The organism is Pontibacterium sp., from assembly GCF_041587635.1.
Taxonomy (GTDB): Bacteria; Pseudomonadota; Gammaproteobacteria; order Pseudomonadales; family Balneatricaceae; genus Pontibacterium.
Genome location: NZ_JBFGYC010000726.1, coordinates 1 through 1,458, shown reverse-complemented (window position 1 = coordinate 1,458; position 1,458 = coordinate 1). Strand labels below are relative to the sequence as shown.

The following is a 1,458-nucleotide window of genomic DNA, read 5'->3' as shown; positions in this document are numbered from 1 at the left end:
GGAGACCATATATGGGACGAGCGTTAGCGAATCCCAACACAATAAACTGCATTTAGCTTTCACCCATCAGATGCTCAAGATAGGTTTCTAACACGAGATTGGAGCGGGCACCTTTGCGGGTGATGACGGAGAAGTCGGTTTCGTAATGATGTTTATCAGGATCGATGGCGCGCATTTTTCCAGCAGCGACCCACTGGTGCGCGAGATGTTCCGGCAGGTAGCCGAGGTACTGACCGGTGAGGATCAAGAAAGCGATCCCTTCTCGGTCGGTGGCGGTGGCGGTGGCTTTGAGTTGCTGGTGGCAGGCTTTAATCAGTGCGGTTTGCGCATACGCGGGGACAACCGCGTCCCATGCACTCAAATCTATTTCGCTGTCGTCAACGTCAAACAATGGATGGTTGTGGGAGCAATAGAGTTTAGAGCGTTCTTCGTATAGCGGATGATAGTTCAGGCCCGCCAGCGCGCGTAGCGTAGGCACAATGCCCACATGCAGCCTGCCATCCAACACACCCAGTTCTATATCGTTAGGTGGGATCATACGGATATTGATGATCACTTCCGGGCCTTGCTGTTTCAGTTCGGACAGAGCATTGGTGATCAGCATCTTGGGCATGGTGACCAAGTTATCGGTGATGCCGATGTTGAGTTCACCTTTTAGCTGCGTGTGCAGGGTGTTCACCTGCGTGCGAAAGTCCTCGATTGATGAGAGCAACTGCAGGCTGTAGTTGTAGATCTGCTGACCCTCTTCGGTCAGCGAAAACCCCGAACGCCCGCGCTGGCAGAGTCGAAATCCCAAACGGCTTTCCAGATCTGACATGGCGATGCTGATGGCGGCACGGCTGATATTCAGTTCAACCTCGGCGGCAGAGAAGCCGCCGCACTCGACCACCACTTTGTAGATACGCAGCATACGCAGGTCTACGTCGCTGATCTGCCCTTTGAATTCGCTTTTCTTAGCCATGTTGATTCAGTGATCAATTCTAAATGTTTAGCAAATACTTATGTAATGAGTAGTCGTTTTCGTGTTGTTTGAACATAGAGCGCCGCCGTTTCACTGTCAACTGTGAGTAGAGAGGATTACTCACCCCACGCCAGCATCTGCTCTGGATGATCAACCACATCTTCAATGCGTTTACGTAGCAGTTCGGCGAACTCGACGGTGATCATCGATGCCGGCGTATCTGCCGGGAACATCAAACCAATCCGCAGGAACACATCGGGCTGAAAACGGCGGAAGACGACCTTTCCAGGCTGCGCGTAGGTGGTATAGCTGTAGGCAGATAGCGGATCGACTACCGATACTCCCAGTCCACGTTCGACAAATTTCAGTGCAGGAATAAAGAAGCGGGTTTGCAAACGCACATTCATGCGATGCCCACTGGCCTCGAACAGCTGCATCAGATCGTGAAAGATCATGTGATCCGGGTGCAGGGTGATCATCGACTGACCGTCCAGCAT

Annotated in this window: 2 protein-coding genes; both read right to left on the bottom strand. The window is 52.3% G+C overall.

The genetic code is table 11. The features are described from left to right. Nucleotides 1-52: 52 nt before the first annotated feature. Nucleotides 53-961: a LysR family transcriptional regulator gene (locus ABYW01_RS21170; RefSeq protein WP_193955214.1), complete on the bottom strand. Its 909-nt coding sequence runs from the start codon at nucleotides 959-961 to the stop codon at nucleotides 53-55. A 116-nt stretch (nucleotides 962-1,077) separates the two neighbouring features. Then, nucleotides 1,078-1,458 (bottom strand): LysR substrate-binding domain-containing protein (locus tag ABYW01_RS21165; RefSeq protein WP_372836567.1); only part of this gene is annotated, 381 nt, incomplete at its 5' end.